Source organism: Mesorhizobium sp. M4B.F.Ca.ET.089.01.1.1 (assembly GCF_004022605.1).
Lineage (GTDB): Bacteria > Pseudomonadota > Alphaproteobacteria > Rhizobiales > Rhizobiaceae > Mesorhizobium > Mesorhizobium abyssinicae.
On record NZ_RZOS01000008.1, the window covers coordinates 11,635 to 33,815 of the forward strand.

The following is a 22,181-nucleotide window of genomic DNA, read 5'->3' on the forward strand; positions in this document are numbered from 1 at the left end:
GGGCGCGCTGCTGCTTTGTCATCGTGGAGTTGTGAGCTGGCGTCCTTTTGAAATCGGCTGCGAGAACAACAATGCGCATCTGCCTCAATCTCGATCCGTCCCGGCTACTGCGATGGCACCTTTGGCTGGCAGAAGCGCTTGCTGAAGTGCCTGGCAACGAAGTCTCCTGCGCTTTGGTGGCCGGCCGCCGGCCGCTGCCGTTAGTCTGCCGTCTGCTCCTCGAACTCGAAAGACTGGTCTATGGCTTTCGCGGGAAGAGCGCCGTCGACCCGGTAGACGCGGCGCTGCGGCGCCTGCCGCCGCCTCCGGCCGACCAGGTGGATGTGGTGATCGATTTGAGCGGGCTGGGATCGCTCCCGGCGGCGCGGCGCGTGCTCACTCCGGTATTCAACGGCGCACCCGGCGAGATCGGAGTCATGGCGGCCTGGGTGAACAATCAGGATCTTGTCGTCGAGCTGCACGACACGGCTCGCCCGTTGTGGCCGTGGACGGCGCGCCTGGCCAGCGCGGACCATGAAGTGCTGGCAATGAGGCTCGACAGCGCCCTTTCCTGCGCTGTGCCACTAATCCTCAAAGCCCTGCGCGAGGAAACCGGTTCAACTACGCACGGTATCTCCGGTCCACGGAAGGCAGTACCTTCATTTGGCGCGCTTTCGGCTCTGGCAAGGGCGACCGGCACGGTTGCATCGAAGGCGATCGGGGCTTTGGACATTCTGGCGAGGGGCGGTAGGATGTGGGGGATCGGCTGGCGCTTCGATGAGTCGGCGAGCCTGCTCGACAAAGGCGAAGCAGGCTTTCGGGTGCTCACGGGAAATGCCGACAGCTACCTTGCCGACCCGTTCCCGTTCCGGCACCAGGGGCAGGCTTTCATCTTTGTCGAGCAGTTCCTCTACTCGAGGAACCGGGGGTGCATTGCGGTCGTGGCAGTGAACCGGGATGGGACAGCCGGCGCCCCCCGGATCGTTGTGGAGGAACCGCATCACCTCTCGTACCCGTTCGTGTTCGAGCAGGATGGTCAGATCTGGATGATCCCTGAATCGGGGGCGGCCAGGAATGTCAGCCTCTACAGGGCAGTGGAATTTCCCTACCGGTGGACACGGGAGGCCTGCCTCATGGAAGGCATTGAGGGCTACGATACCACGCCGCTCTGCCACGAAGGGGGTTTTTGGTTTTTCGTCAGCCCAAGGCTGTGGAGGTCCACCGCCTGGGATACTCTCAGCCTCTACCATGCCGAGAGCCTGGCCGGGTCTTGGACGCCCCATGCTGCCAATCCCATTGTGATCGATGCCGGGCTCAGCCGCCCCGCCGGCGCCGTAATCCGACACGGCGGACGCGCGATGCGCCCAGTCCAAGACTGCGCGCGCGGCTATGGCGGCGCGGTGACATTCTGTCAGATCGATGCGCTCGGCGCGTCGGAATTTGCCCAGACCCCGGTCGGTCGCATTTGGTCCGGAGCCTTCGGGTGTCACACCTACAACCGCCGGTCCGGCTTGGAGGTGATCGACCTGTTCGGACATGTCCGGGGGTTGCGAGAGGTCACGACCGCTTATCGAGTGCTGGTACCGAACGCGCCGGTCTCCGGAGCGCGCGGAATCTCGGAGCCGTATGGGCAACTCGTTTCCCTGCCGGTCTCACGTCCGGATTAGCCACCCGCTGCAAAAGCGGTCGAGCGCATGGGATAGCCCAAAAGAGCTAATCATCTATTGTCTCTTTCTAACCATCCATCGTCCTTCCATTTCAGATCTTCGCCGGTAATGCTCGTATGCTCGTACAGCAACCAAAGCTTTAGGGGGCCACAAGCGCTCCAATAGGCGCACCAATCTTCTTTCAGCTCATCTTCATATTCGTTGTGGCCGGGGAGTCCGCATATGGTTGGATCAAACACATCCGTGTATGTGGCGCTCATTGGAGATGGCCCCTGCGGCTTGTCGCTGGCCGCGCACTTGCCTGCGCGTGGTGTGGCGCGCTTCCAGCGCGCCCTCTGGGTCCCGTCCTCGACCTCGCAGCACTGCCATGAATGAGCGCCTCGCCAGCAATCTCGCCCACGTCGGTGCCGTATCGCCGGCCGACCCGATTGATTTTGCCCTTCAGCCGGCACTGGCACTGCCTCGGGTGAGCTTCATCGTCCCGACGCTCAATGAAGCCGAGAACCTCCCCTGGCTTCTGCCGCGCATCCCCAACTGGGCGCATGAGGTCATTATCGTGGACGGTCGTTCGACTGACGACACGGTCGCGGTCGCGCGCCGCCTGCGCGAGGACGTGAAGGTCGTCATGGAGCCCCGGCGGGGCAAGGGCGCTGCATTGCAAGCGGGATTCCGGGCCGCCACAGGTGAGATCATCATCATGCTGGACGCCGACGGCTCCATGGTCCCGGAGGAGGCGATCGTCTTTGTCAGTGCGCTGATGGCTGGCGCAGATCTCGTTAAGGGTTCACGGTTTATCCAGGGCGCCGGCACCGACGACATGTCGCTATTCCGGATGTTCGGCAACAGGGGGCTGACCCTGTTCGTGCGGTTGCTCTATGGCGGTTGGTTCTCCGATCTATGCTACGGATACATAGCCTTCTGGACCAAGCACCTCGGCACGCTGAATTGCGACTGCGATGGGTTCGAGATAGAGACCCTCATCAACGTACGGGCCTTGAAGAGCCATCTCAACATCGTCGAGGTGCCGAGTTTCGAGGCTCCGCGCATCAGCGGTGTTAGCCATCTGCGCGCCCTCCCGGACGGCTGGCGCGTCCTCAAGACCATCCTGCGTGAGAGGGTGCACCAACAGCGGGGCGCGACAGCCCGTGCTGAGGGCGGGTAAGCCTGATGCGAATCTTGATGGTTGCCGCTCGCTGCTACCCCTTTATGGGCGGAACCGAAACTCACATCCAGGAGGTCGGTCCCCGCTTGGTGGCGCGTGGCCACGCGGTCGACGTGCTCACGACCGATCCCTCGGGGGAGCTGCCAGTCGAGGAGGAGGTGCGCGGCATGCATGTGCAGCGCGTACCGGCCTGGCCAAGGGAGCTGGATCTCTATGTGGCGCCGGGCATTTACACAGCGATCCGGCGCGGGACTTGGGATCTGATCCACTTCCAGGGCTACAGTTCTTTCGTGGTGCCGATCGGACTGCTCGCGGCCGTCCGCGGGCACGTGCCGTTCGTCCTGACCTTCCACAGCGGCGGGCATTCCTCCCGGTTGCGCAACGCAGTGCGCAGCACCCAGCACATGCTGCTCCGGCCGCTGGTCGCCCGGGCGGCGCGCCTGATCGGCGTCTCCGAATTCGAAGCCGACTTCTTCAGCGGGAGGATGGGCGTGCCGCGGGAGCGGTTTGTCGTCATCCCGAACGGCGCCGCAATGCCGGCTCCGAGCCCAGGCGTCAAGGTCGATCCGCACCTGATCGTCTCGGGCGGCAGGCTGGAGCGCTACAAGGGCCATCACCGGGCGATCGCGGCCTTGCCCGAACTGATCCGCCGGTTACCGGACGTGCGACTGCACGTCGTCGGTACAGGCCCGTACGAGGGAGAATTGCGGCGCTTTGTCGGGACGCTCGGCCTCGAGAAGCGGGTCACGATTGCGGGTATTCCCGGGTCACAGCGGCAGAGAATGGCAGACCTCCTGGCAAGTGCCGGGCTATTCGTGCTGTTCAGCGAATACGAAGCCCACCCGGTCGCCGTGATGGAAGCCCTGTCGCTGCGCCGTCCGGTCCTCGTCACCGACACGTCCGGTCTGCGGGAACTGGCCGCCAATGGCCTGTGCCGGGCGATTGCGTGCAACGCCGGTCCGGCGGAGCTGGCCGTCGCCATGGCCGAGGAACTGGAGGCCCATCGGGAGGTCCCGGATTTGGCGCTGCCCGACTGGGATGCCTGCGCGCAAGCGCTGAGCGACGTCTATCGTGATGTGCTGAGCAGCCGATCCACGGTCCGCTTGCCACCCGGACGCGTGACATCGTGGCCTCCCGCGACGATGGCATGATGCTGATGATGGCGGCTCATTTCACCGCGGGAACCAGGATTAACCCGCTCAAGGCCGGGATACGGTTCATCTCGGCCATTATCGGTCCCGACCTTCGCGGCGGCAGCGCCGATGCCCCGCCGCAACGGGCTAGCTGCGGATGGATCGCGATTCTGGGCCTGACGGTCGCCACGGCTCTGCTCCTGGTCGTGGCCGGGCACGGAGCCGGGCGCCGGGGTTATGAGATGGCGCCGCTGCTCTTCTGCTCCGGTGTCATCCTCCTGGTCGTTCCGACCAGCCTCCGCATCGCCTGGCCGACGACAGCCCGGGGCGAGCGTCTGTGCCTCCTGTTCCTGCTTAGCGAAGCCTTGTTCTACTGCAAGAAGGTCTATTCCCCGACGAGCTTCAGCGGTTACGACGAGTACCTGCACTGGATCGCAACCCAGGATCTGATCACGGCCCGCCGTCTGTTCCTGTCCAATCCGCTTTTCCCAATTGGGCCAACGTATCCCGCCCTGGAGATCCTGACGACGGCGATCGTCGATCTGACGGGACTGTCCTTGGTTGTGGCGGGGACGCTCTTGCTTGTCATCCTCAAGGGCACGTTCATCGGTGCCCTGTTTCTGTTCCTCGAAAGCATCACCGGATCGCCGCGTATCTCGGCAATCGCCTGTCTGGTCTATATGGGCTGCTCAACCTTCTTCCTGTTCGACTCAAGTTTCTCCTACCAGAGCCTCGGCATCGTGCTTTGCGTGCTGACGTTTGCGGTCGAAGCAGCCCCTAATAATCTCGTCGGGCTATCGAGGCTGAAGTCGCTCGGGCTGGTTGGCTTGCTGTTGGCAAGCCTCGCGGTCACGCATCACCTCTCGGCCGCCTTCGCCGCCATCTATTTTGGAGCGCTGGCGGGCCTCGAGGCTTTGCGCCGGCACGACCCCCTGCGGTTCGAGGCCAGGATCGTCGTGAGCTTCACGGCGATCCTGGCCATCGCTCTGCCGTTCCTGTGGATGCAGTGGCGTGGCATCCCTCTCGCAGCCTATCTCGGCCCGGTTATCGGGGCCGGCCTCAACGCATTGCTCGCGAAGATCCTGGGCGCGGCCAGCCCAATGTCGGAACACCTCGGAGCGCCGGATAAGGCCCTCTACTTGCGGCTGACTACCTTGACGGCACTCCTGCTGTTGGCACTCGGCCTGGCAACGGGCTTCTTCCGGTCGTTGGCCATGGCGGCTCCGAGTGGTGGGCGGTCGGATTGGCGTCCGATTCAGGAGATTTTCCAACGCCGCTGGCGCGACAGTCGGCTCGTGCTCCTCACCTTGCTGGCCTTCGGGCTCCCCGTCTCAGTCGCCTTCCGACTGACCTCCGCCGGATGGGAAATCGGCAACCGCATGGCAACGTTCGTGTTCATCGGCGTCGGGCTGGTCGTCGCGGTGAGCATTGTCCACTTCTGGCAAGGCCGCACACCGCGCGGGTGGCGCCGCATCGCGCCGGCCCTCGCTGTAGCGGTTATCGTCCTGGGCGGCGTCGCAAGCGCTGCGATCAATCCGATCCATGGGCGCTACAGGGTGGCGGCAGATCAGGAATCAATCGAGCCCATGGGGATCGAAACGGCACGCTGGGTTAGGGAATGGCTCGGTGCCGGCAACCGCTTCACATCCGACCGCATCAACCGCCTTCTCCTTGCGGCCTACGGCCGGCAGGACGTCAGGGTCAGGATCAAAACGGGCGTCGATGCCGCGCGCATATTCGAGGCCGAGAATTTGGGGGCCGACGAGTTTTGGGCCTTGGCGGGGAGCGACATCGATTTCCTGCTGGTGGACCTGCGCCTGACCACGGCTCCGCCGGTGCTCGGCTCTAACTTTCAGCCGTGGCAACGGCACCAGGAAAAGCCGCTCTCGGGTGCAGCGCTGCTCAAGTTCAATCATATCCAGGGCGTCGCCCGCATCTACGACAACGGCTGGATCATGATCTATGACGTGAGGGGATTGCATGGGAATCCCTAGCAAGCGGGACCTTTGGGTCGCCTTTCTGTGGGCAGCAGCGACGGTGGCGGCCGTAGCGCTCAGCGACAATGTGTTCCTGCGTACCCTCCTGGGCGCGCCCATGGTGTTCCTCGTCTCGGGCCACTCGATTCTGCGGGCCATTGGCGTCCGGACCACCTCAGTGTTGCAACACCTCGCTTACGCGGTCGGGGCAAGCTTCGCCGCCGGCATCGCCGGGGGGTTTGCCCTCAACGCCGCAGACTACCTTACGCCGCTCGGCTGGGCGGCGTGGTTCTGGGCCGTGACAGCCGCCGCGGCACTGGTGGCCGCCATCCGCCGCGACACTCCCGACCTGCCAGCTTGGCCGGCTCGCACGCGGTTCCGGCTTTGGCAGGGGGCCGCGATCCTGTTGGCAATGTTTGTGGCAACCGGAGCCTATGCGCTGGCCGTCAGCGACGAAGCGGCCTACCGGGAATTCAAATACACCGAGTTCTGGTTGTTGCCGTCGATCAGTGGCGAGTCCGGCCGGATCACCGTCGGCATCAGGAGCGCCGAGACACAACCTCAAAACTTCGACGTCGAAATCACTCTTGATGGGCAACCGTTGGCGGTTCTCCGATCGATCGCCATCGCGCCGGGCGACACCTGGACGCGAGAAGTCCCGGTGCCGGCCCTGGCGACTCGCCAGACCGCCGAAGCCCGGCTCTATCGACCGGGAGACAACCGACTCTATCGCAGCGTTTCGACGCTGGTGCCGCGCATCTGAAACGAGGCTCGATCATGCGCATCCTGCTGCTATCGCAGTTCTATCCTCCGGTGATCGGCGGAGAGGAGCGGCACGTCCGCAATCTGGGCGCAGCGCTGGCGCGGCGGGGCCATCAGGTCAGCGTCGGGACCTTGATGCATCCTGGATCGCCCGAAACCGAACTGGACGGCGAGGTACGCGTCCATCGCCTGCGCGGCACGCTCCAGCGTCTGTCGGGCCTCCACGCCGATCCCGATCGCCGCCACGCACCGCCCTTCCCGGATCCCCATCTGGTGCTTGCCCTGCAGCGGCTGGTCGCCCGGGAGCAGCCGGACATCGTTCACGCCCATAACTGGATCTACGCGTCCTTCCTGCCGCTCAAAGGTCTGAGCGGGGCACGCCTCGTGGTTACGCTCCACGATTACGGCCTTGTCTGCGCCAAAAAGAATTTCATGCACTTGGGCGCCCAACTCTGCAGCGGCCCGGCGACGGCAAAGTGCCTGCCCTGTGCCACACGGCATTACGGAGCGGTGAAGGCAACCGCGACCACCTTGGGTAACTGGGCGACGAGCTTTGCCGCTCGGCGCGTGGTGGACCGCTTCATCGCGGTGAGCCACGCGGTCGCCGGTCACACCGGACTCACCCAAGGCCGCGCCCCCTACGACGTCATCCCCAACTTCGTGCCCGACGATGTCGAAGTGCTCGGCCCGGAAGATGCCTGCCTGCAGGGGCTTCCCGAGGATGGATTCATCCTGTTCGTCGGCGACCTGACACGCCTCAAGGGCATTGAAGTTCTCCTGCAAGCCTATGCCAGCCTGAAGCGGGCGCCGCAACTGGTGCTGGTCGGGCGCCGGGTCGCCGATACGCCAACCGAATTTCCGCCGAACGTTCGAATATTCAACATGTGGCCGCATTCCGCCATCATGCATGCATGGCGGCGCTCACTGTTCGGCGTGCTGCCGTCGGTGGGGCCAGAAGCCTGCGCGACAGTGATCATGGAAGCGATGGCGTCCGGAAAGGCAGTTGTTGCAACCGACATCGGCGGCATGCCGGATATCGTCGATCATGGCGAAACAGGCCTTCTCGTGCCGAGCGGCGACGCGCACGCCCTCGCCAGCGCGATGCAGACACTTCTCGATGACCGCGCCTTGCTCGCCCGCCTGGAGGCGACAGGCCTCGCCAGGATCGAGCGCCTCAAGGCCGGAGCGGTCGTGACCCGTATCGAGCAGGTGTACCGGGACGTCCTGCGCCCAGCCCCCGGAAGGTCCGCGGTGCCGGCACAGCAAGGTTCGGGATAGCAATGATGTCGGTAGACCAATCCGGGGCGGCCATTGCTCGCGTGCGCCGAGAGCTTCGAAAGAGCGCCGCGTTCGTGATGAATTCCGGCGCCATGGCAACCGGAACGGTTGCAGCGGCCGGTCTCGGATTCGTCTATTGGTGGCTCGCGGCGCGGCTGTTTCCACCGGAGGTGATCGGCAACACCTCTGCTCTACTGTCCGTGATGGGACTTATCGGCACGCTGGGGGAGGCGGGGCTCGGAACGATGCTGGTGGGCGAGATCGTCCGGAATCCCGGCAGGGAGCGCGGCCTGGTGGCCGCAGCACTGTGCTTCGGGCTGGCGCTGGGGGTCGGGCTGGCCTCCTTGTTCGTCTTCGGGCACGCGTATTTCAGCAGCTCTACCGAGCTGATCGGCGGCTGGTTCGTGGGCGTTGCGTTCGTCCTCGGCTGCGGTCTGACCGTTTTCGCCATCTTGGCCGACCAGGCGTTCCTGGGCAACCTGCGCGCCACCGGCAGGATGATCCGGCAAGTGCTTTTCTGCACGTTGAAGCTGATGTTCATCGCCACCGCCGCGATTGGCGGCTACACCTCCCATACCGCGCTTATTCTGAGCTGGGTGGCCGGACTTCTGGCGTCCATCATCGGCGTGGACCTGTTGACCCGGGGCGGTGCGCGTCGCCTCGTTGGGCCTCCCGATTTCCAGCTGCTCCGCACGCTGCGGGGCAAGGTCTTCGACCACTACGTGCTCGACGTGGCCTTGCAGGCTCCCGGCATCATCATGCCCTACGTCGTGCTCGTTCTCCTGTCTCCGGCCATCAATGCCGCTTTCGTATCCCTATGGATGCTGGTCACCATCGCCTCGTTGATTCCCGCGGCCATGGCCACGGTCCTGTTCCCCGTGGTGAGAGCGAGCCCGAAACAATCCAGACACGACATCCTTCTATCGGTGATGGCGTCATTGCTCTTTTCGCTGGTCTGCGCCGTTTTCATCTTCACCTATTCACAGAAGATCCTTGCGGTCTTCAATCCGGCCTATGCTGAGATCGCCGGTTCGAGCCTGCGCTTCCTTGGCTTCAGCCTGCTGGGAACAACGCTTAAATTTCATGCCTGCACGCTGGCGCGGTTGGGCGACAGGATGCGCAAGGCATCTCGCTGGTTCGCGCTTGGCGGATTGCTGGAGCTGGGCTTGGTGATAGCTGGAGCGAGGCTCGGTGGACTTGAAGGCCTAGTCCTGGGCTGGACGCTCGCCACCAGCATCGAGGGCGTGTGCGCGGCCCTGACTTTGGCCTTCGCAATAAAATTTGATTCTGCCGCAGGCCCCGTGCACGAAGAGTCGCCCCCGTCGCCGCTCCAGACTTGAAAGACGGGATCGCGTTGTCAGGACCCGCTTGAGATGCTCGAACGCGCAAGCCTGAGCGCCGCGGCCGAAGCCTCAATTGCCGAAAGTGATGTCATGACGCTGCCGGCGCGAAGGGCTGCGGTCCGCAAGCAGCTCGATGTGATGCTGGATGGCGTCAAGTCGGTGCGCGCCGCGCTTGAGGATTTCTATGCCAAGGCGCTGCCGAGGCGGCCATGGAAGTCGCGATGAAATTCTCGGACGCTGATGCGCGATTCCTCCGTCACTCAGAAGTACGATGAAGGGGAAGAAACAGCACATCGGCAGATTTGGTTCCGGTTGTTCTGGCCTCAATCTCGGATTGGCTTGCCTTTCGGCGCCCGGTCCGGGTCAGCCAGTATGCCTCGTATCCGTTATCCGACAAGAGGCGCAGGACTACCAAAACCGACGCCCCGAACTTGTTCAATCCCTGGTCGGAAAGTTCGACGAACAGGGCCGGCCGGGCGAACCTCAGGATCTCGATCATGCCCCGAAGCGCCAGCAGTTCGGCGCCCTGCACATCGATTTTCACGAGCGCCGGGCGCCGGGGTCCCTTGTCCGCGAGCAGCCCGTCGAGCGTCACGGCGGTGACCGGCACGCCGGTGCCGTTCCGGGAAAGCTTGTGGTCGGACGGGTAAAGCGGGTTGATTTCGAGAAAGGTCGTGCCGGGCTCAGCGGCGGCGACCACCCTCAGCGCCTCAACGCGGCCAAGGAAACCCGCGCGCTCGAGCGCGGAAATCAGGCCGCTGTAATTCTGATCCTCCGGCTCGATGGCGATCACTTTTCCGCCATCGCCGACCCATTCAGCAAAACGGAGCGTGAAGAAGCCGACATTGGCGCCGACATCGATGACCAGCGATCCGCCTGGCACGAATTCCCTGAGCTGATCGATCGGGCCTGCTTCAAAATACCTTTTGTAGAGGGGATAAAGCGCAAGATAGGCGCGGTGGAAAATCGGAAGACCCTGCAGGCCGAGCTTGGCGGTCAGCACATACAGCTTGATAGCCGAATCTCTTAGTAAAGCTATGAGCATTCAGGAACCATCCAATGACACCGATGCAGGATTTGTTGGCTGTGGCTTGTCGAGGGGCCCGCTCGGAGAGAGGGGGCCCGCTCGGACGGCGGCATCGCAACGATCATCGTTCAGTTCTGCAAACTTTATCACTCGATCAAGGTCTGATCGCGGGGATAAAGAGGTACCACCCGAGGATCAGCATCGACACGCCGCCCCAAGACCACCTGGCTGGATAATGCCGCCACCGCCACAAGCAGGAGGTTTCCCAACTACAAACATCATCAGGAGCATTTCCTCCCATCACCGGCTGGCGTGGCACAGCTCGGAAAACCATTGCTTGGTCCCGGCGAACGGCTTCGCTGAGTGCGCTTCCGAGCGGAGCCCAGTGACCAAAAAAACGCGGTCTGGTTCGCCCGCAAATGAGGCATGTGGCGACATTCAACGGCGACCGACGGACGGACCGCTACGTTTATGGCTTCCTCACAACGGCGCCGAACGAGCCGTTTCATCCCAAGGCTATGCCGTGATCACACCGCGGATGAGGAGTGCGACGCTTGGATGTGCCGTGCGACATGGGATGAGGCGAAGGCGTTGCAGCGGTCGGATAATGCGCGGCGAAGACCAAGAGGGTAGGGCAGTAGCGTTAAAGCGACTGATACCTCTATAACCTCGTGCCCTATGGTCGCATCGAGGCCCACCTGCCGCGCCGCAATATAGTCGGGGTATCCTCTCATTGTCGACTATCCAGTCCTTGTCGTTTCGCTTTAAGATTGGCTGTGACATCGATGAGCGGTGGCGACCATTGCAATCGCATCTTGGTCAAGCCCTCGTTACGAGAGGGCAATATGAAGAGTATATCGAAGTACATTTCTGTCACAACGCTCATGATCGTCTCGTGCGACACCAGTGGTGGAGGCGGTGGGTCGTCGCTGCCACCGCCAACTGGGTACACTACCAGTCAGCTGATATTCGAGGACACCTTCGCCGGGCATTCGCTCGACTCCACGAAGTGGATACCGGCGATCGCGGACCAGAACGGTATCTGGCAGCAGAGCGTGCCATCGCCGTACTCCGCGATGAACGCTGGTGGGTTCGACGCCGAGTACTTCGACCCGGCTCAGATCAGCACTGGCCCATCAGGCTTGAAGATCGTTGCGACGAGAAGCAACCGGTTCGCCGGGTACGCGTGGAAGTCCGGCGCTATCTGCACGCACGGCAAGTTTTCGTTTGCCGGTGGCTACGCCCAGATACGCATGAAGCAACCGGACGTCAGCACTGGCGGATGGCCAGGCTTCTGGCATCTCGAGGGCGGGGCCGAGATCGACACGCAGGAGGGCGGGTTCCTCCACGGCTCCGGGTCGGCCAACGGAGTGCTGGCAAAGTCGGCCAACCGAGTGCTGGCAAACGCTTTGTTGGCTGCCACCAACGAGCAACGGTTCTTCGATGCTGGTGTGGACCTGTCGGCCGACTACCACGTCTGGGGCATGGAGTACAAACCGGGCGTGTCGATCAAGTTCTTTTTCGATGGTGTGCTCAAGCGAACCGTCACTACGAACGTGCCGACCGGTGCCATGACCCTGCTCATCAGTCTGAGTATTGCCAACAGCAGCGCGTCTGGCTGGCACACGGCCTACGACAGTTCGACCCCGGCAACGCTCGAACTGGAGGTGACCGACGTTCAGGTCTACCGCCTGAGCATGAACTGACAGCATTGTGGGGTGACGACACGAAAGTGAGCGTTACGCACCGCACGATAGAACGGAGCAGGAAACTAAGAGGCGAGCAGCGAGACGGGCCGGCGCAGCGGCCGCAAGCCGTCGGTGGGCGCCGGATCGGCGCCCCAGGCGTGACGTCGTAGTCCGCTCCTGGCGGGGCCTGCATCGACAGGCGCTCATGACAATGACCGCTTATCCTTTCCTCCAGCGCCGCCTGAGTGCGGGTGGGGGAAAAAAGAACAGCCGAAAGACCCCATCAGCCAACCCTACCCGCCGTTCCGAAGAGCCCTTAACGCGGCCATCTTACAATCAACGCCAGGGAGCGATGTCCTCACTGCCGCATTGGGCTCACGACAACGATGCGACCACCTCCAGCATTACCTCCGTGGCGCCGCCGCTGATGGATATGGCGCGGGCGTCACGCGCCATGCGCTCGATCGGGCTCTCGCGCATGAGGCCCATGGCGCCGTGGAACTGCACGCAGGTGTACATGACCTCGTTGACGAGTTCGCCGCAGATGGCCTTCACCATCGAGACCTCGCGCAGGCAATCTTCGTCCGCCGCCATGCGCCAAGCGGTGGCATAGAGAAACTGGCGGCTCGCCTCTACTTTCGCAGACAGCATCGCGAGGCGTTCACGGATCGCCTGCATGTCCCATAGCACGCCCCCGAATGCGCGGCGCGCTTTTACCCAGGCGAGGGTCATATCGATCGCCGCATCGGCCGCTCCTATCGCCATGCCGCCGAGGACAAGGCGCTCGTTCTGGAGGTTGCTGATGATGGAGTAGAAGCCCTGTCCCTCCGCGCCAAGCACGTTCTCGGCGGGGACAAGGCAACCGTCGAAGACGAGCTCGGCAGTGTCGGATGAGCGCCAGCCGTGCTTGTCCATCTCGCGGGCAACGCTAAAGCCAGGCGTGCCCTTCTCGACGAGGAACATCGTGATCCCGTGCATTCCCGCCGAGGGATCGGTCTTGGCGGCGACGCAGTAGAGATCCGCGTGGACGCCGTTCGTGATGTAGAGCTTCGTGCCGTCGAGGACGTAAAAGTCCCCCTCTCGGCGGGCACGCGTGCGGATTTCCTTCACATCCGAGCCCGCATCTGGCTCAGTGATGGCGAGCGCGGTGATCACCTCGCCGCTGACAATGCCTGGCATCCAGCGGGTCCGCTGGGCTTTGGTCCCATCGCGAAAGACATGCACGGAAGCCATGTCGGTATGGACCAGTGTCGCGTCGGCGAAGCCGCCATAGGTCGAGCGCCCGAGTTCCTCGGCGAAGATCGTCGATGCGACCGCGTCCATCTCCGCACCACCGTACTCGGCCGGGTAGCGGATGCCGAGGAAGCCGAGTTCGCCCATGCGTCGCAGGATCGGACGGGGAATGAACCCGTCTTCCTCCCAGCGATCTGCAACGGGTTTGATCTCCTCCTCGACGAACCGGCGCACCTGGTCACGTAAGAGTTCGTACTCCCCCGCCGCCCAAGGCAGGCCCGGCCCGCGCCCCGGTTCCCATCCTTTGTCCATCGTCTTCATCCGCTCTGCCATGCCAGCGCAAGAACTTCCGTGGGATTGGTCCCCCAGCCATTCGGAGGCCTTGCGGCAAGCTAGAATTCGATTTCCTCTCTCGGTCCTTCCGAGACTAAAGGGGCTCTCGACTCGGCCACCCAATGCATTCCGTCGATCACTTCCGCCAGTCCGGTCACGGTCGGGCGCTCGAAGAGGTTGCGAAGCTGCACGTCGACGCCGAAGGTCTCTCGCATGCGCGCCACCGCCCGCATCACCAGGAGCGAGTGCACGCCCAGGCCGAAGAAGTTGTCGTCACGGCCGATCGACTCGACCTTCAGAAGATCGCACCACAGCGCGGCCAGCCTCTTTTCGGTCTCCGTCGAGGGGGCAGCGAAATCTTGTGCAGGCTGGATGTTTTTCGCCGTCGGCTCGGGAAGCGCCGAGCGGTCGATCTTGCCGTTGGATGTGAGCGGCATCCGTTCGAGGCGAACATAGTGCGTCGGAATCATGGACTCCAGGAGTTGCTCGGCGAGGTGGGCGCGCAGCTCCGCCACCGTCAGGGGTTTCGACGATACATAGTAGGCCACAAGCCGTGCGATGCCGTCTGTCGCTGGTGTCACCACCGTGGCGGCGATGGCAGCGACAGCGCATTCCTGGACGTGCGGGTGCTTCAGAAGACGAGCTTCAATCTCGCCCAGTTCGACACGCGCGCCACCAACCTTCACCTGATGATCGGCGCGGCCGAGAAAGTCCAGGCGCCCTTCCGAATTCCAGCGGGCGAGATCGCCCGTCTTGTACAGCCGCAGCCTCGAAAACCCATCTTGGGGATCGGCGACCGTGAGGAAACGTTCGTCGGTGAGGTCGGGGCGATTGAAATAACCTCTTGCGAGACCGTCGCCGGCGATGAACATCTCGCCGATAATGCCGGAGGCGGTGGGCTGATGTGCGTTGTCGAGGACATAGATGCCTGCATTGGCGGCCGGGACGCCGATCGGCACCGATGCGGAATGATCCCGGTCGAGGTCGAAACGGTGGATCATGCAGCCCACAGTGGCTTCGGTTGGTCCGTACTCGTTGTAGATCTCGACAGGACCGGGGATGGCCTTCGTGATAGAGCGAGCCAATTCGGTCTTGAAGTCCTCGCCACCCACGATGAACTTGCGCAGCCTTGTGGTCTCGAGATTGCGGTCGCGGACCATCGCGAGGTGCGCCGGCGTCAGCTTCATGATGTCGACGGCATTGTCGTCGATGACCTTGAGCACGACCATGCTCTGGATTCCGGGATCACCCAGATAGACCACGATTCGGCCGCCGTTGATGAGTGGCGTGAAGAGCGTTGTGACGGTCAGGTCGAAGGCCAGGGATGAGAAAAGGGGCCATGCGAGACGTTCACCGGAACTGTACACCCGAGCGGCCCACCAGATATAGTTCACCAGGTTCCGGTGCTCGATCACGACGCCCTTAGGCGTGCCGGTCGAGCCGGAGGTGAAGATGATATAGGCGGCGCCGTCCGGAGTGGCCGCGGACGGCCGGGCCGAGTCCGGCTGATTCAAAATCGATCCGAAATCGGCGTCGAGCACGAAAATGTCGGCAAGGTTCGGGGAAATGACCGACTGCAGGCGCGTCTGAGTGATCGCCACCGGCGCCCGCCCGTCGGTCCCGTCGGCAATGTCCTTCAGGATTGTCGCGAGACGCCCCTTCGGTGTTGCCGCGTCCACCGGCACATAGGCTGCGCCTGACTTCAAGACGCCTAAGATCGCGACGACGACTTCAATGGAGTGCTCCATGAACACAACGGCAATCCGACCCGGTCCCACGCCGATCGAGCTCAGATGCGTGGCCATCTGGTCAGATCGTTCGTCGAGTTGCCGGTACGTCAGCGTTGCGTCGCCGAAGCGGATCGCTTCAGCGTCAGGACTGCGCGTCGCCTGGTCGCGGAAGAGATCAATGATCGTCCTGTCCGACGGGTAAGGCGCTGCCGTGGCGTTGTACTCGACAACCAGCGCCCGACGATCGGGACCTTTCAACAAGGGGCGCGCAACGCCCTCCGCCGCGATAGGTAGGACTTCATTCATGAGATACGCTCCCCATTGCAGAAATCAAAAATCAATCACGTCAATCGCTCAGCCTTTCGGGTTGCCTTGCGATAAAGCTCTGCGATGGCAGATGCGTCCGGCTCCTCCAGCATATGGCTATCGTTGCAGTCGTCGGGCCCGAAATAAAACTCGGCTTGGGGCATCACTCGAAGCCATTGGCGCGGTGCCGCACCCGATCGCATCCAGGCCTTGTTTGGAAGGAATATGCATACTCGACCCGAATACGGGGTGGGGATGTACCGCCGCAAAGCCGTGATCGCCGTGGATTTGAGTCGAGCTCTGCTCGCTAGCACCGGATCTGACGTGACAGGCTCTTTGCTTTTGCGGACGGGGAGCACTAGGGCGCCGACGCGCCCGCCAAGGTTCCGGAGACGCCTGCCGAAATACCGGAGACGAGCGCCGAATGTCGGCAGCTTTGCTATCTCTCGCAGGGACGAATCGGCGGTGCGACTGGCAAAGAAATACAGCTGATGCAGCAATTGCTTAAAGATGATGGGATGAAGGGGGCCAAAGAGCGCCATGCACGGGACCTCCGCTCCGCGTTGATGCAGGATTTTCGCCAGCTCGAGAGCGGTTGCGGCGCCGGAGCAGTAGCCGGCGATGATGTACGGACCGGTGGGCTGATATGCGACGATCTGGCGGGCGAAATACTCGGCGATATCTTCGACGCGTTCCATCGGTTCGCTCTGCCCGTCGAAGCCAGACGGTTGGAGTGCGTAGAACGGTTGATCGCCACCCAGGTGCTTCGACAGGTCCGAGAATGAGAAGGGCGCCCCGATATGCCCGGGCACGGCATAAATGGGCGTGCGTGTTCCGCGAGACTGCAGGGGAATGATTGCTGGCTGTTGCCGGGCTGCCGCAGTGGCCATGTTCAGAAACGCGATGATTTCGCCCTTCCGGTCACGCAACTGGTCGGAAGACTCGGCAGTCAGTGCGCCAGCTGGCGCGTTGCACCGCAGCCGGTCGCCCTCTACCCAGACCTTGATGTCCTTGACCGCGAGGTCTGCGAGAAGCTCTGGGATCTGCATCACGTCCGCCGACATAGGGCCTCTCGAGTTGGTTGACCTCCTCGCTCATCCGCATTGCATCGTAAGTGAATGATGGCATCGCGGGCACTTCAATTTCGGACTACCAATTCTGGACTACTACCGTCCCCACGTAGCCAGGTTTCGGCACGAAGCTATGGACAGCCCAATCCCTTTCAACCCAGGAAAGGGGCTGTCCTAAGCCGCACCCCAGAGCCTTGGAGATAGCCTCCAGCCGGGTCCAGCGCCGGAGGAAGCCTTCCAACCGGTCTTCCGGACCGAGGGCGGTGTAGGACCCATACTCGGAGGCGGAGAAGCAGAGCGCTGCGATCTCGTCCGCTTCGGGCACGGGGAGAACGGCCTCGATGTCCACCCCGATATCCTGCCTGGTCGAGAGGGCGACGACCGCGAGATCTCCGGATCGTGAGACGCTGAAGCGCAGATCGCGAGCAGGCATGCGGTGCGAGAGGTGTGGCTTGCCTTGGCGTCCATATTCCAGTTCGACGTCGGACGGCGCGATTCCCAGCCTGGAAGCGAGGATCCGGCGCAGCTGCCCACGGGTCGCGACAAAGCGGCGGCGGTCCCGCTCCAGCCTCAACCCCTCGGCGCGCCGGCGTTCCTCTTCGCTGAGCCAAATGCCTATCTCGCGGATGACGATCTGCTCAGCATCGAGGATGAACGCCAGGAGCTGCAAACCATCATTCTCGAGAATCGGCACTATGATCTCGGATCCCAGCTTGGCCGAGACAGCAGGAAAACGGTTCGCGCCCAATGCGCCATGGCGATCGTCCCCGCCCGCGCCAGGAAATTGTATCAAGTTGAGCTCAGGGCAGCAGTCAGAAGACATAGGTGGATGCCGATCGCTTGGAGCGCTCACGCGCACAAGTGCAACTCTTTCCAAACGGGAGCCGAAAGGCCCCTGTTCAACGACTTGATATGCTGCCTCTAGATCTATGGCTCCAGCGGTAGGGGTCGAACCTACAAGCCTCGCGGCGTCGCATTAACTGTGCGGTGCGTCTACCAATTCCGCCACGCTGAAACATAGATTAGAGAGCCTATCGCGCGAACAGGTGCTCTGATACCGAGTTGAACCGGATACGCGCTGTGCTTCAAACAGCCGCTCTTTCATGTTCGTAGCTACGGTCCCCAGCACCCGCCTGGCACCGCGCAGCTTTGCCTCGATGCGGCGCTCCGGACCGTCCCTGCCTATTGCGATCCACTTCAAAGGATGTTCCGCATTGGCCAGGCGGGACTTGTGCCCCGAGAAGCCTGCCAGAAAATCGTAGCCGCACTCCCCGCGCCCGATGCTGTCCTCGATGGCCAGAACATGGCTGACAAGCCCGGGCTTGAGCCGGCCGTCGCGCTCATAGAGAAAACCGCTTTGGTAGTTGTAGACACGGCCGTCATGCACGAAATTGTAGAGGATCCCGATTGTCTGGTCCCCAGCCAAAGTCCGTGAGATGCGCACGGCCCCGGTGGGAACTCCGCGTGCAATGAGCTCCTCGTGAAATCGACGGAAGCTCGGATGGGCGAAGGCTCCCTTGCGTCCCCACCGCACCTGATGAAGCTCGGCGAGCAAATCAAACGCGGCGAGCGCCTCCGATGTGGCTTCCATGGTCCGGAACGAAATGGGGCCGCGTTCAGCATACAGCCGCATGGCGCGGCTTACCGCTTGCCGAGTATTGCGGCCCAATGTGGCGCGGAAATTTCCGCCTTTCTGGCGGACTTTGGCGAAATCGATCCACCGCGCCATATCGTCCGCCCTCACATCGGCAAGCAGCCCGGCTCGGCCCGCGGTGCGACAGGCGGCCAACTCAAAGTCCGGATCAATTCCGGAGAGCACCAATTGGTCAGAGTGGCGCAAGTGATGCGCCAGGGCCTCAAGGCACGCCAACCTCGTGGCATCGGCCAGGGATCGCTCCGCAAGAATATTGTTGTACTCGATGAATAATCGATCGAAACGAACGTCTCCGGTTTCATTGAGTAGCCAACGCGCCCGCGCATGCAGCCCGAAACTCCAGGTCTTGCGCCGGCAAATAATCGCCAATCCAACGGTCCTGCTTGACGTCCGAGCGACAAGAACATGTGGTTGCGCGCCGCGCGGCAGATGACGTAGCCAAGTACCGATCCAGAGCCAGGACAGGTAGAATGAGTGACTTGCCCGCGCTTCGAGCTCCGTCCAAATGGTCTCGAGCCTCGCGATGTCCCGCATCGTCTCCACTGTAACGTCAATAGCTGTATCCTGGCTCATGGCCGGTTCTACTGAAGTTTGTGGCAATGATGCCAAGGATATCCCCATTGCGCCCTGCTGCTCAGCCATGGAGTACTCGGAGTCTGTCTTGTTTGGCGAAGTCTCGTATCGCCAGCGCGAGAAGTGAAGTCCCTATTCCTGACTACTCAAGGCGGGCACTGCGCGGTCAGCACCTCCATCTTTGGAAGCGCTCGCGGCGACCGGCGAGCTCGCGGCGGTCGGCGACGAGCCCAAAACCGTCAGTTCCTCTTCGCCCACGAGGATATTGACGAGGTCGCCTGGCTGCAACAGGGTCATGCCGACCGACTTGATGCTGACCGGCCCGGATGCCGATTGCCGCACGATTTGATAGGTTACGCTGCTCGCGTCCGTCGCCAACTGGGCGCTGCTCCCCGGCAACGCGTAGAGGACGCCTTCGCTGGAGTTCAACTCGCGCAAATTGGTCGCGATCTGGCTCTCCGTGGACTCGATCTCAACCTCCAGATCGTTCGCAAGGTCGGCCCGGGTCCTTAGCGCCTCGGCCTCAAGTGAGGCGAGGCGCTGCTTGGCCATCGCGTACTGGTTGAGGGCGTCCTGCCGACGCTGTTCCGCGTCGGAGAGTTCGCTCCGGACCTGATCCATCACCGTCATGCTGACGACGTTGCGGTCCACGAGCGTGCGCATGCTGTTGACGCGGTCCTGGCGCAGCTTGACGAGTTCGTCGAGCGACTCCATGTGCCCATACGTGGTAACATCCTGCTTTGCCGCCTCCAGCGCACCCCTAATCGTGCGCTCGCGCTCTTTGCGGGCGGTGGCAATGGCCTTGCGCCGGTCGCTCTGCTCGTTGACGAGGTTGGCGGCTTCGGTCTCGCCAGCCAACTCCAGCAACTGGCGCGGGATCTTGGGTTCCGTACCGTCGCGCTCGGCTTTCAGAACCGCCGTGCGGGCGAGCAACTTCGACATTTGATCGATCGCCCCGCTCCGCTTCTGGGTTTCGCGCACGGCTTCGATCTTCTGCCACGGCTGGCTGTCGCCCCGGTCGAGTCCGCCGGCCAGCGCGATGGCGTGCAGGATCGTCATGCCGGGCGCGTACTTAAACGAGCCTGGATTCTTGACCGGCCCCAGTACGTAGATGGGCGAGCGCTCCAGTGGCAGGATGTCGACCAACCCCTTGCGGCCCAGCAATTGGCCGAAGATTTCCGCTGAGTCAGCCTGTACTTGTCGCGTCGACCGATTGGCGACCGGAATGGAGCCAAGCAAGGGCACGGAAATCGTGCCGTCCTCTTGGACAACATACTCGCCGCTCAGTTCCGGACGCTGCACGATGCCGCGCAGGGCAGAGGCCGAGGACCCGTCCCCCCATTTGTCTTCCTCGACGTCGACGCGCTCGTAGAACACAACCTTGAGACGATCGCCGACGCTGAACAGACTTCCGGTTGGCAGGTCTGGCGCCGTGCTGACCGCTTTGGGGCGCGCGGCACTGGTGGGGACGGCAGGTACGACGCTCCCTTCGACCAAGGTCGCCTTCGGCGCATCCGGTCCCGACACGATTGCGCGGGAAGGTTCGGAGGTGGTTTGAACCGGTTGATCTTGGGGTTCATCTTTCCAGCTGTCGATAGCAGCTGACGCCTTCTGCACAAGGGCTCCGGAGACATCCCCAACCCTCTGCGCCAACGCTTCGGAGACAGCCCCGGCCTTCTGCACCAGCGCAACCGAGACATCCTCGACCTTCTGTGTCACGCCTCCGGAAGCAACCTGGATGGCCTCCCAGTGTCTGACTGCGCCTCCTCCCAGGACGGTGACTCCGGAGAGCCCAACGACAAGCAGGATGACCTTCACTCCCATGCGGCCAGCCGCCGGTGACAAGGGAGAGACAGGTTCGGAATTGTCATCTTTGGCCATGGCGCGTGGCTTTCACCTTTTCAATGGTGGCAATCCCCTCCCGAACTGGTCGAGGCACGGGTCGTCGACGAGCAAGGCTCTCTGTTATCGTGATCCTTCACCGCCTGCGGCACAACTATCCCTTTGTGGGCACTCCTTCCGGATAAGCACCACTTTTGGCGAACTCGTCCAATGAGCAGATTGCTGCGAGGGATCACTCCTGCCGCTTATGGGCCGCGGCTCCCGCTCGGCACGCGGCAGCCGCACCGTGGGAAAACCAAGCCCGGCAAGCACTGCCGCGCGTCGAAAACCGCGATGGTGCTGGTCCGCTGCCCGCTCTATATGCCCTGTGCCAAGCCACTGGTTTCAGAAACCCGGGCAGGCTCGACAAGCGGCCCTACGCCTAATGAGGGTATTTTGGGGTAGGGTTTCCCTAGCGTACCTTCAAAAAATGGGCGGTTGGCGCATCGAGCGCTTACCCGACGTGTTGGGGAAGTTACGATGACAAAACAATCTTGTATGACAGTGCTTGTCGGGCCAAGCGAGTTACTCCGAGAAGGCCTTAGTAGAATCCTCGATGAAGCAAAATTTCGTATCATTTTCTCCGTGGCTTGCGTTCACGATCTTCTGCAGAAGCCACTACCCCAACACAGGCCCATCCTGCTCGTCATGGATGTCGGCGGTACCGATGCAGATGCTGAATTCGCACAAATTGCTGATTTTAAAGCGATTTATCCGAACAGTCACGTCGTTGCGCTAGCCGATCACTCCCGATCGAGCGATATAGTTTCAGCTTTTCGTGCGGGGGCTGACGCATATTTGACAAAGGCCGCTGCTGCCGACACTTTCGTCAAAGCGCTCGAATTGGTTATGCTTGGTCAGACGGTTCTACCGGTGGAACCCTCGTCGTTTATTCGAGAAATCAGGCAAGACGTGAAATATGATGCGTTGACTAATGATTTGACCGGCGTGGATATAAAAATTGAGAATGTAGAACGAGAACTATCAATTTTATCAACCAGGGAAAAATGTATTCTGCGCTGCTTAATCGAAGGGGAGTCTAACAAGACAATCGCGCGCGAGATTAGAATTGCCGAAGCTACGGTGAAAGTGCACGTCAAAGCAATCCTTCGCAAGATTCGGGTTCGCAACCGTACGCAGGCTGCGGTTTGGGCGATGAACCATGGTGTGCTCACTCCCGCGTCGTCAGGCAACGAAAAGATGGAAACTCAGCCCTCTCGCTGTCCGCAAGATCTATTTGAAGCACAAAAGGGGTACCGCTTTATCGAGAACGCTCATGCCGTGTAACCCGCTATATTCGGGCTGACGCATTCCCCCCTCAAAAAGATGCGGTGGAGACGGATCGCGATGGTGCGCATATAACCCTCTCCAGGTTCGATGCCCAGC

18 protein-coding genes, 1 tRNA gene and 1 pseudogene are annotated in these 22,181 nt (G+C 62.2%); 11 read left to right on the top strand and 9 right to left on the bottom strand.

The window, feature by feature from the left end; translation table 11 throughout:
* Positions 1-71 precede the first annotated feature (71 nt).
* Positions 72-1,646: a hypothetical protein gene (locus EN780_RS01625; RefSeq protein WP_128271747.1), complete on the top strand. Its 1,575-nt coding sequence runs from the start codon at positions 72-74 to the stop codon at positions 1,644-1,646.
* Between the two features lie 50 nt (positions 1,647-1,696).
* Here EN780_RS01625 and EN780_RS01630 read toward each other — a convergent pair whose 3' ends face one another.
* Positions 1,697-1,906 carry a hypothetical protein gene (locus EN780_RS01630; RefSeq protein WP_127309826.1) on the bottom strand — a complete coding sequence of 70 codons (210 nt, stop codon included), beginning with the start codon at positions 1,904-1,906 and terminating at the stop codon, positions 1,697-1,699.
* 107 nt (positions 1,907-2,013) lie between these two features.
* On the opposite strand from EN780_RS01630, the gene EN780_RS01635 reads away from it, so the two are divergent.
* From EN780_RS01635 to EN780_RS01665, 7 genes are read left to right on the top strand one after another with little or no spacing between them, the layout of a single operon-like run.
* Positions 2,014-2,808 (top strand): glycosyltransferase family 2 protein, encoded by a 795-nt coding sequence (locus tag EN780_RS01635; RefSeq protein WP_127309827.1) that lies wholly within the window; start codon positions 2,014-2,016, stop codon positions 2,806-2,808.
* A gap of 5 nt (positions 2,809-2,813) precedes the next feature.
* Positions 2,814-3,959, top strand: coding sequence for a glycosyltransferase family 4 protein (locus EN780_RS01640; protein WP_128271749.1), 1,146 nt, complete (start codon positions 2,814-2,816; stop codon positions 3,957-3,959).
* Complete coding sequence (locus EN780_RS01645; protein ID WP_128271751.1) at positions 3,956-5,935, top strand: hypothetical protein; 1,980 nt, start codon at positions 3,956-3,958, stop codon at positions 5,933-5,935. Before EN780_RS01640 ends, EN780_RS01645 begins: the two co-directional genes overlap by 4 nt.
* A gap of 43 nt (positions 5,936-5,978) precedes the next feature.
* Positions 5,979-6,680 (top strand): hypothetical protein, encoded by a 702-nt coding sequence (locus EN780_RS01650; protein WP_127390828.1) that lies wholly within the window; start codon positions 5,979-5,981, stop codon positions 6,678-6,680.
* A 14-nt stretch (positions 6,681-6,694) separates the two neighbouring features.
* A complete protein-coding gene (locus tag EN780_RS01655) occupies positions 6,695-7,957 on the top strand; it encodes a glycosyltransferase family 4 protein (RefSeq protein ID WP_128271753.1) in 1,263 nt (420 codons plus the stop codon).
* Between the two features lie 2 nt (positions 7,958-7,959).
* Entirely contained in the window at positions 7,960-9,297 is a 1,338-nt protein-coding gene (locus EN780_RS01660; RefSeq protein ID WP_128271755.1) for a hypothetical protein, read from the top strand.
* 33 nt (positions 9,298-9,330) lie between these two features.
* Positions 9,331-9,525: a hypothetical protein gene (locus EN780_RS01665; protein WP_127311949.1), complete on the top strand. Its 195-nt coding sequence runs from the start codon at positions 9,331-9,333 to the stop codon at positions 9,523-9,525.
* Between the two features lie 31 nt (positions 9,526-9,556).
* Here the strand turns inward: EN780_RS01665 and EN780_RS01670 are convergent, their stop codons facing one another.
* Complete coding sequence (locus EN780_RS01670; protein ID WP_128271757.1) at positions 9,557-10,345, bottom strand: FkbM family methyltransferase; 789 nt, start codon at positions 10,343-10,345, stop codon at positions 9,557-9,559.
* A gap of 827 nt (positions 10,346-11,172) precedes the next feature.
* Between EN780_RS01670 and EN780_RS01680 the strand changes: the two genes are divergently transcribed.
* Together EN780_RS01680 and EN780_RS40350 are read left to right on the top strand one after the other, a co-directional pair.
* On the top strand, positions 11,173-12,033 hold the full coding sequence (locus EN780_RS01680; RefSeq protein WP_187331226.1) for a glycoside hydrolase family 16 protein: 861 nt from the start codon (positions 11,173-11,175) through the stop codon (positions 12,031-12,033).
* 154 nt (positions 12,034-12,187) lie between these two features.
* Positions 12,188-12,322 (top strand): annotated as a pseudogene (locus EN780_RS40350) (IS701 family transposase); the annotation flags it as partial.
* Positions 12,323-12,390: 68 nt separating this feature from the next.
* Here EN780_RS40350 and EN780_RS01685 read toward each other — a convergent pair.
* From EN780_RS01685 to EN780_RS01715, 7 genes are all read right to left on the bottom strand, one after another.
* Positions 12,391-13,569 carry an acyl-CoA dehydrogenase family protein gene (locus EN780_RS01685; protein ID WP_127283938.1) on the bottom strand — a complete coding sequence of 393 codons (1,179 nt, stop codon included), beginning with the start codon at positions 13,567-13,569 and terminating at the stop codon, positions 12,391-12,393.
* A gap of 71 nt (positions 13,570-13,640) precedes the next feature.
* Positions 13,641-15,617 carry a non-ribosomal peptide synthetase gene (locus EN780_RS01690; protein ID WP_128271759.1) on the bottom strand — a complete coding sequence of 659 codons (1,977 nt, stop codon included), beginning with the start codon at positions 15,615-15,617 and terminating at the stop codon, positions 13,641-13,643.
* A 35-nt stretch (positions 15,618-15,652) separates the two neighbouring features.
* Complete coding sequence (locus EN780_RS01695; protein ID WP_127283940.1) at positions 15,653-16,681, bottom strand: thioesterase domain-containing protein; 1,029 nt, start codon at positions 16,679-16,681, stop codon at positions 15,653-15,655.
* Positions 16,682-16,766: 85 nt separating this feature from the next.
* Positions 16,767-17,480 carry a 4'-phosphopantetheinyl transferase superfamily protein gene (locus EN780_RS01700; RefSeq protein ID WP_245494497.1) on the bottom strand — a complete coding sequence of 238 codons (714 nt, stop codon included), beginning with the start codon at positions 17,478-17,480 and terminating at the stop codon, positions 16,767-16,769.
* 137 nt (positions 17,481-17,617) lie between these two features.
* A tRNA-Asn gene (locus tag EN780_RS01705) sits at positions 17,618-17,702 on the bottom strand.
* Positions 17,664-18,983: a GNAT family N-acetyltransferase gene (locus EN780_RS01710; protein ID WP_245478337.1), complete on the bottom strand. Its 1,320-nt coding sequence runs from the start codon at positions 18,981-18,983 to the stop codon at positions 17,664-17,666. The genes EN780_RS01705 and EN780_RS01710 overlap by 39 nt, the downstream gene beginning before the upstream one ends.
* A 63-nt stretch (positions 18,984-19,046) precedes the next feature.
* A complete protein-coding gene (locus tag EN780_RS01715; protein WP_128271761.1) occupies positions 19,047-20,795 on the bottom strand; it encodes a polysaccharide biosynthesis/export family protein in 1,749 nt (582 codons plus the stop codon).
* Positions 20,796-21,275: 480 nt separating this feature from the next.
* Between EN780_RS01715 and EN780_RS01720 the strand changes: the two genes are divergently transcribed.
* A complete protein-coding gene (locus EN780_RS01720) occupies positions 21,276-22,082 on the top strand; it encodes a response regulator transcription factor (RefSeq protein ID WP_128271763.1) in 807 nt (268 codons plus the stop codon).
* The last annotated feature ends 99 nt before the right edge of the window (positions 22,083-22,181 follow it).